This is a genomic window from Vibrio sp. 10N.222.55.C6, assembly GCF_041473395.1.
GTDB lineage: Bacteria > Pseudomonadota > Gammaproteobacteria > Enterobacterales > Vibrionaceae > Vibrio > Vibrio crassostreae_C.
The window spans coordinates 1-281 of sequence record NZ_JBFRSD010000773.1; the positions used below are offsets into that span (position 1 = coordinate 1).

1 protein-coding gene is annotated in these 281 nt (G+C 43.8%); it reads right to left on the reverse strand.

Annotation, left to right across the window (positions count from 1 at the left end; translation table 11 throughout):
• A partial coding sequence (locus tag AB4486_RS26095; RefSeq protein WP_372119655.1) for a TonB-dependent receptor plug domain-containing protein occupies positions 1-281 on the reverse strand: 281 nt, incomplete at both ends.

Consider the following 281-nt stretch of genomic DNA (forward strand, 5'->3'; position numbering starts at 1 on the left):
AGCTAATGCAACGTGCTCACTGAAAGAGTTATCTTCTGAAGAGTAAGACAGTTTCGCTTGGCCACCGAAGTCTTCGCCATCTTTCAAGAAATCAGAAGGGTCTTTGGTTTCGAATGCAACAACACCACCAATAGCGTCGCTTCCGTGTAAACTTGAAGCTGCACCTTTGATGATTTCAACGCTTTTCAGCATATCTGGGTCGATTGAGATACCGCTAGAGTTAATAAATGCATAAGGGCCACCATCAAATGAACCTGGTTGCGATGAGTCATCTACTAAGA